This window comes from Butyrivibrio sp. WCE2006, assembly GCF_000701985.1.
Classification (GTDB): Bacteria; Bacillota; Clostridia; order Lachnospirales; family Lachnospiraceae; genus Butyrivibrio.
On sequence record NZ_JNKH01000072.1, the window covers coordinates 1 to 6,690 of the forward strand.

Sequence of the window (6,690 nt, forward strand, 5' to 3'; positions counted from 1 at the left end):
CATTTCAAAAGGGTTGCATACAATTTCCCCATATGGCTTAAGTATGCAGACAGTGCTTTTTCCTTTTGATACATCAATTCCAACACTAATCATTCTGAACCTCCTCCAACTGTAAATAGTAATTGCTCCAGCCACACTTATTACCATTCAGTTTAGTTGGTTACGCGGGTGTTTCTCCCTACCTGCTTAAGCGAATGCTTATAATATGGGGTTGGCTAACGGTTTTTATGACGGATGCGCTGATCCAAATAGAGCCACGTCAGACCAATTACTCCCCTTATTATAAAAAAATAAGTGCAGATGTCAGAGTTAATTACTCTCTAACAACTACACTTTTATGGTACTAAATAGAGATTCACGATTCAGTGAACCTCCATTTTCCTTCCCAGTCTGTCATCCATTCTTTATTCCCAGTTCTTCCATCTATCTCATTAAAAAAAAGAATATCTTTCAATTGTCCTGACTACAGCATAAAGGTAGCTGCTTCCAAAAAGATTCAGATGATTCAACAAATGGTACAGGTTATAGAGATCACGCCTGTCGTCATATCCCGGAACCATACCAATAAAACCAAAATACGAGTCATAGAATCTCTTGTCAAAGCCACCAAAAAGCTCTGTCATTGCAATATCTGCTTCATTACATCCAACGTATACAGCAGGATCTATCAGCATCGGCATGCCTTTCTCATCCGCCATGAAATTACCTGACCAGAGATCACCATGCAAAAGAGAAGGCATGTCCGGTTCGATCAAATATCTGTCCAGCGTATCAAGAAGTCTGTTAATCTTCCTGACCATGTCATCATCAAAATACTTTTCAGCCAATTCAAACTGCGGTCTTAGCCGGCACTCCGCAAAGAACTCTATGAAGCTGTCCTTAACGGCATTTTTCTGATAGCCCGCTCCGATGTAATTGTCCCTGTTAAAGCCATATTTTCCGGATTTTGAAAAAGCTGCTGTGTCTGCCTTATGCATCCTAGCAAGGTCTGTTCCAAGTTTTTCCCAGAAGCTTTCTACCGCTCTGACACTGTCAATATATTCCATCAGGAGAAATGAATAGCCCTCATCTGCGCCCGTTGCATAAATCCGTGGCACCCTTATGGCCCCGGTAGACCTTATGGCAGATATTCCCTCTGCTTCAGCCCTGAAGAAATCTGCCCTTTCTACGCTGTTCGCCTTTATGAAAAGAGTTTCTCCATTTGAAAGATATAAGCTATATGCTTCGTTTGCATCTCCGCCATGAACAGCCCTGCGATCCTTGACCCGGACATCTTCGCCATATATTCCGATAAGTGCTTCTTTTAACGAGCCATATTTTGGTGTATCAGAAATTGCTTCCATTCCAGCCCCAGTCTTCCGATCCGAAATAACGTATGTACATGTGATCCGGTGCTACTCCCAGGATATCCCCGTAGATTCCTGTCAACTCTTTTGTCATCTTCCCATATGTATCCGAGGAAGCATCCCCGTAAATCTTAACCTCAATAAACGCAGTAGGCTGAGAATCATCGCCTCTGAAATACATGGGAATACCACCCTCGATTGCCAGCATAAGCCAGCTCTCACTCTTTCCCGGGATTATCGATATAGCCTCTCCAAGACGCTCCTTTAACTGTGTCTCTTTTTCCTTTGTTATTGTTACGTTAGTCTTTGTTGAAATAAATGGCATATCATTTCCTCCTACTCTACTCATCTATAGTCATTGAAATCATTTTCTATATAGTCCACAGCAGCTTTCCCATCCATGAATTCCTGATATCCAGGCTTTCCGCCAGAATATGTAAGATGATATATGCGATAAACCTTATCATCCAGCACGAAAAGGACATCATCATTAGAATAGCTTCTCGCTATTGCCTTAACATTTGAGCTTGGAGCAAGAACCGCCTCCTTCTTAAGCTCATTCTCAAAAAATTCGTTTTTAAGCTCTGTTCCCCAGTTAAAGTCTTCGCCGTACTTTTCTTCCAGTTTTCTGATCTCGCTTATCACATCATACATACTTTAATTCGCTATCCTCATGCATCGTTTCAATCAAAAAACTCACCGGTCTGAATCCGTCATTGCAGGAAATCATCGCGGACTTAGGATTCTTCATCCAGCCATCATAGAAATTCTCACCACCATGGGCCAAAGTCATTACAAAAGGTGAAACCGTCTCCCAGGCGCTTTCACAGAAACCTTCCGGTTTTTCCCATCCATTACAGACAAAAGTCTGTCCAAGTTTCATGGAGCAGGCGTGTTCTATTGGATTCTCATACTCTGCCATAAGGTCCTCGTACCTGGCAATCTTCTTAACCGTGATTCTAACCTTCTTCATATTTCATACCCCTGATGGCCATTCTGAACCAACATCCAGTCCATTCTCCGTAAGCCATGCATCTTAAACTGACACAAGTTTCTTATTCCCCGCATCATCCATGAGAGTAACCGATAACTTGGGTTTCTGTTCCGGCTGTAATTCCTCACAGCCATAATCCCCATCAAATATCTGCTTTATCTTCCACATAAGCCTCAGTCCAAGCCCTCCACTTCAATTACCATTACAGTTTTCCATCCTTCTTAGCTACTTCAACGAGAGCCGCAAAATCATCATAGTACCAGTCCTTAGTCGGCTTCTCATGATCTATACTTTTGAAAAAGCAAGCAGGAATCTCCTTCCGGCTCAAGTTTTTCAAAATGCACAGACTGCAACCCTGCTCATGATTCACAGGATGATTCGGACATTTTGTATCAGTACATGTGCAAAACTCTCTTGGATTCTTCATTTGCTCTTAACCCCCTTACGCTCCTTAGCTTTTTCAATGAGTTCAGTTGCCTCATTTAAAGCCCCCTCAAGGTAATCTGCTTCCCACTCTCTGCCTTTCTTCTCTTCCTTCTTTATCGCAGCCCAGGCTTCATGAAGTTCTTCTTCGGAAGCATATTTCACACCTTCAAAAACATGTGGATGTCTCCTGACCATTTTATCCGAAATGGTCTTTGCAACATCTTCAAAAGTAAACAAGCCCTCTTCTTCCGCTATCACGGAGTGAAACATTACCTGCAACAGCAGATCCCCAAGTTCTTCCCTTAGGTTTGCCGCATCCCCTGTCTTTTCGAGAATGTTGATTCCCCCAACTACTTCAGCTGCTTCCTCTATGCACGCTGCTTTCAAGCTGGAATGTGTCTGCACCTTATCCCAGGAGCAACCGTTTTCACTTCGAAGCGTCTCTACTATACTTTTCAGCCTGCTTATCTCTGCCATTTCATTGCTTACAGCTCTCTTAGGCACCGTGAGTTTCATATACAGCCCATTACTATCCATCTGAGGATTTTCCGGAATCGTTTCACAAAGGCCCTCTGATTTCAACTTCGCTGTCACTGCAAGGCAGATGGCATCTGCTATATCATCAACATTACATCTTAAGTCTTTTGCCTTTATATAAAGATTCGGTATATCAATCCCCAGAATGTACCCCTTTATTACCTTTAGTCTTTCTTCAATACCATCAGCCTCCTTTTTACGAGTAAGTAAAACAGAGCCATTCAATCTTGCAAAATCAAGTTCCGGATGACTCTCATCTATTCTGTTCTTATACTCGGGATGCGCTGACATAAACTCATCGACTTCTCGAATCTTTGGTATGATAGCTGAAGCTTGTTTCGGCAAACTCTTTCCAAGCGTTTTGATATTTGCCTTCTTCTGCTCCTCGTAAGTTTCTTCATATACTGCTTCTCTGGAAGGTACCGGAAAGAGTGTAGCCCCTCTGGGCTTTAACTCTTTTCTTGCAATATCATCAGGCCTTAGTTGCTTCGCGGAATCACGAAGGCCAATGACCATATCTATAAGAAATACACTGTAATCCGGATAGGCATCCAGGATTTCTCCTATCGAAGAAAATCTTTCTATTCTGAGATCACTACCAAGGATAGCAACGATCCATCCTCCATTACAGCCATCTGCACCTAAGAAAAAATTACTGTTGGAACTTTTCATTATCTCTACGATTCCTTTATTTAGCCAAACTGTTTGCAATAACAACATTTATTGGTTCAATCTCAATCTTCTCCCAGACCTCTTCAACAACATAAGGTTCGTTAGCAATATAATCATCAAGCTCCTTCCGGCTCTCGAAGTCCATGATAAGGGCAGATCCTTTCATCTTTCCATTATCATCCAGCAGCCCACCGGCACTGATGATATGCTCGCTCAGCTTTTTCATTCCTTCCAGATGACGAGGACGTACCTCCATACGCTTATCAAGTTTTCCTTCGCCATCATATGCTCTTATAAGAAATTGCATGATTGTCTCCTCCTTTTCCCCATTTATCTACGTCTGTCAAAATCTCGTTCCACATTTCGGACAAAAATCAAAATCCTCAGTTGTCTCATATCCGCACTGCCTGCATCTCTTATAGCCAGTAGTAAATCCTCTTCCACCGCTTACCTGAGTCAGATGGCTTGGCAAAATCTCTACTTCCTCGCCCCTGGCGATCATCTTACCAATCTCCGGATCAAGCTCATAAACAGTTCCGCAGCAGCTCGTCTGCACATAGTAATGTCTGTTCCACTTTAAAGTCGGTATAAAGAAAAGAGACAGTACTGTATATGTCATGAACACATTGAATCGTCCATATTTCCCGCAGATGGAACAGGTGATCAGCTGATTAAAATTAAAATCTTTCCTGCCATCTGTGATTCCCATGATAAAAAACATCTACTTTGTCACTCCGTTCTTAATAAACTCATCCTCATGCTAACAATTCCGTCTTTTTCCCCAACCTCTTCAAAACCCATACGCTTATACAGCTCATATCCAACCTTCATCACTTCAGGCTTGGTTGTGAACGTAACTTCTTTAAAGCCAAGCTCTTGCCTGATCCACTGCACAATATATTCCACCCCTGACATTTTCACGACCATATTTTTTCATCAGTTCTATAGTCTTCATTATTATCTTCAAATTTTCCGTTCCATATACTATCTCAATCATGCTCAATTTCTAGTAAATCAAGAAGCTTTACAAATGTATCCTGTCCATCAAGACAAGTATCTATGAGCCATCCTTTTTCATTTCTCCATTCCTTGAGCCCTCTGTAGTAATAATTCTTCTTGGAATCCTCAATGATGAATGGCACAATATTGTGTCTGAGGCATTCCTTTAATGCTACAAGCCTTCCTACCCTTCCGTTTCCGTCCTGGAATGGATGAATATATTCAAACTCAGCATGAAGTGCTATTATATCTTCTACTGTTACAATCTTTTTTAAATTATACTCTTTAAGAAGTGCCTCCATATGCTTATGCACTTCAGATGGTTTCGAAGTCTCTCTGCCACCTACGACATTTGCACGTTTTTTATAATCTCCAACCGCAAACCATGACAAAGTTGAATCCTTTGTATCATGCTTTATTATGTAGTGAAGCCTTTTGATTATATCCTCTGAAAGTTCTTCCTCTGCTATATCTATTACATAATCAATTGCGCGGAAGTGATGCACTGTTTCAAGAATATCATCAACAGGAACGCCATCGCCTATATCAACTGTATCAGTTTCGAAGATATGCCTTGTCTGATCTTCTGAAAGCTTACTTCCTTCGATATGATTGGAATTATATGTCATTCTTACCTGTAGCTCATGATAGAGCCCTCCAGGAAGCTTTATATCTTTTTCCTCACGAAGCAACTGCAAGATCTTATTATCTGAAACACTTTTCATTAAAAAGTCAGGATCTTTTCCGAGATATGCTGCTATCTTTTTTATGCTTCTTGGCGACAACTTCTCACCCTTTGCAATTTTAGCCACAGTCCTTGTAGACAGACCAAGCTCAGTTGAAAGCTCAGTCTTACCAATTCCTCTTTCCTTTAGTGCATTTTCCAAACCTTCATATGAGATCATATTGTACTTCCCTCCATAATCTTTACTTATTTTACCTTTTGACCCCTGAAAAGTAAAGATTATGAAAGACTTTTGTATAAAAAGTAAAGCTAAGAAAATAGCCAGTCCTGCAGTTTTACAGAATTGGCTATAAGTACATTCTATTCCGGTATAATGCTCATTCCAACAAACTGGAATTGTTAGCACTCTGTCTTATTGCACCGGAGGCATAAAGCATAAAATGCAATCGCCAGAAACTGTGATACCACAGACACAGTGACAAGATACACAGGATTCAAATCATACAGGGCACCGAGAAGCCAACTGCCCAGAAACCACGCAATACCAAATCCTGTCTCAAATATTCCGAAACCGGTGCTTCGCATGGAACGCGGGACGATTCCGCTGACAGCTGCTTTCATAATACTTTCCTGCGCACCCATTCCAATCCCCCACAGAATTATCCCAGCCCCGATCAACCAGGCATTTCCAGTCATAAAAACAAAACATGAGAAGAATGTGCTGCATAGTGTGGAAATGATCAGAGCCTTCAGCCCGACCTTATCATAAAGCCAGCCAAAGAATAGTGCAGCAAAGGCATCCACAGCCATTGCCCCAGCATATAGCAGGCTGAGCATGGATTCATTAAATGCTCCGGTATTAGCCGAATGAAGTGTGATCAGGGTGAAGTCTGCAAAGCCAAAAGCAAAAAAGCAGATGGCCGCCATGAACAGAACAAATGACTTCCTGAATTCAAAGCTTGCCGGTTTATCTTCCTGCTTTTCAAAGATCTCCGGATCAGGGTATCTTATCTTTGCTGTCAAAACAAGAG

The 6,690-nt window shown here is 41.6% G+C and carries 13 protein-coding genes; all 13 read right to left on the reverse strand.

From position 1 onward, the window contains the following. Positions 1–431: 431 nt before the first annotated feature. Complete coding sequence (locus T501_RS19000) at positions 432–1,343, reverse strand: fructosamine kinase family protein (protein WP_044917054.1); 912 nt, start codon at positions 1,341–1,343, stop codon at positions 432–434. Next, positions 1,327–1,671: a phenylpyruvate tautomerase MIF-related protein gene (locus T501_RS19005; protein WP_044917056.1), complete on the reverse strand. Its 345-nt coding sequence runs from the start codon at positions 1,669–1,671 to the stop codon at positions 1,327–1,329. Before T501_RS19005 ends, T501_RS19000 begins: the two co-directional genes overlap by 17 nt. Positions 1,672–1,691: 20 nt before the next feature. Beyond that, positions 1,692–2,000 carry a hypothetical protein gene (locus T501_RS19010; protein WP_026512063.1) on the reverse strand — a complete coding sequence of 103 codons (309 nt, stop codon included), beginning with the start codon at positions 1,998–2,000 and terminating at the stop codon, positions 1,692–1,694. Continuing rightward, entirely contained in the window at positions 1,993–2,319 is a 327-nt protein-coding gene (locus T501_RS19015) for a TIGR04076 family protein (protein ID WP_044917059.1), read from the reverse strand. Before T501_RS19015 ends, T501_RS19010 begins: the two co-directional genes overlap by 8 nt. Before the next feature lie 63 nt (positions 2,320–2,382). Then, entirely contained in the window at positions 2,383–2,508 is a 126-nt protein-coding gene (locus tag T501_RS22440) for a hypothetical protein (protein WP_255347461.1), read from the reverse strand. A 34-nt stretch (positions 2,509–2,542) separates the two neighbouring features. Continuing rightward, positions 2,543–2,767, reverse strand: a complete 225-nt coding sequence (locus T501_RS19020; protein WP_044917061.1) for a DUF6485 family protein — start codon at positions 2,765–2,767, stop codon at positions 2,543–2,545. Then, positions 2,764–3,975 (reverse strand): DUF429 domain-containing protein, encoded by a 1,212-nt coding sequence (locus T501_RS21135; RefSeq protein ID WP_197028004.1) that lies wholly within the window; start codon positions 3,973–3,975, stop codon positions 2,764–2,766. The genes T501_RS19020 and T501_RS21135 overlap by 4 nt, the downstream gene beginning before the upstream one ends. A gap of 16 nt (positions 3,976–3,991) precedes the next feature. Further along, positions 3,992–4,282, reverse strand: a complete 291-nt coding sequence (locus T501_RS19030; protein ID WP_044917063.1) for a YciI family protein — start codon at positions 4,280–4,282, stop codon at positions 3,992–3,994. Positions 4,283–4,318: 36 nt separating this feature from the next. Beyond that, positions 4,319–4,696: a zinc ribbon domain-containing protein gene (locus T501_RS19035; RefSeq protein WP_044917065.1), complete on the reverse strand. Its 378-nt coding sequence runs from the start codon at positions 4,694–4,696 to the stop codon at positions 4,319–4,321. Between the two features lie 8 nt (positions 4,697–4,704). Then, positions 4,705–4,869 carry a hypothetical protein gene (locus T501_RS19040; RefSeq protein WP_155831566.1) on the reverse strand — a complete coding sequence of 55 codons (165 nt, stop codon included), beginning with the start codon at positions 4,867–4,869 and terminating at the stop codon, positions 4,705–4,707. Beyond that, positions 4,838–4,972: a hypothetical protein gene (locus T501_RS23055; RefSeq protein ID WP_442856397.1), complete on the reverse strand. Its 135-nt coding sequence runs from the start codon at positions 4,970–4,972 to the stop codon at positions 4,838–4,840. The genes T501_RS19040 and T501_RS23055 overlap by 32 nt, the downstream gene beginning before the upstream one ends. Beyond that, positions 4,965–5,879, reverse strand: coding sequence for a Fic family protein (locus tag T501_RS19045; protein WP_044917069.1), 915 nt, complete (start codon positions 5,877–5,879; stop codon positions 4,965–4,967). Before T501_RS19045 ends, T501_RS23055 begins: the two co-directional genes overlap by 8 nt. A 179-nt stretch (positions 5,880–6,058) precedes the next feature. Further along, on the reverse strand, positions 6,059–6,690 hold a 632-nt coding region (locus T501_RS19050; protein WP_044917071.1), incomplete at its 5' end, for an MFS transporter.

Coding starts and splice junctions, on each gene's coding strand:
- T501_RS19000 (WP_044917054.1), bottom strand. CDS start 1,343: ATGGAAGCAATTTCTGATACACCAAAATATGGCTCGTTAAAAGAAGCA.
- T501_RS19005 (WP_044917056.1), bottom strand. CDS start 1,671: ATGCCATTTATTTCAACAAAGACTAACGTAACAATAACAAAGGAAAAA.
- T501_RS19010 (WP_026512063.1), bottom strand. CDS start 2,000: ATGTATGATGTGATAAGCGAGATCAGAAAACTGGAAGAAAAGTACGGC.
- T501_RS19015 (WP_044917059.1), bottom strand. CDS start 2,319: ATGAAGAAGGTTAGAATCACGGTTAAGAAGATTGCCAGGTACGAGGAC.
- T501_RS22440 (WP_255347461.1), bottom strand. CDS start 2,508: ATGTGGAAGATAAAGCAGATATTTGATGGGGATTATGGCTGTGAGGAA.
- T501_RS19020 (WP_044917061.1), bottom strand. CDS start 2,767: ATGAAGAATCCAAGAGAGTTTTGCACATGTACTGATACAAAATGTCCG.
- T501_RS21135 (WP_197028004.1), bottom strand. CDS start 3,975: ATGAAAAGTTCCAACAGTAATTTTTTCTTAGGTGCAGATGGCTGTAAT.
- T501_RS19030 (WP_044917063.1), bottom strand. CDS start 4,282: ATGCAATTTCTTATAAGAGCATATGATGGCGAAGGAAAACTTGATAAG.
- T501_RS19035 (WP_044917065.1), bottom strand. CDS start 4,696: ATGTTTTTTATCATGGGAATCACAGATGGCAGGAAAGATTTTAATTTT.
- T501_RS23055 (WP_442856397.1), bottom strand. CDS start 4,972: ATGATTGAGATAGTATATGGAACGGAAAATTTGAAGATAATAATGAAG.
- T501_RS19045 (WP_044917069.1), bottom strand. CDS start 5,879: ATGATCTCATATGAAGGTTTGGAAAATGCACTAAAGGAAAGAGGAATT.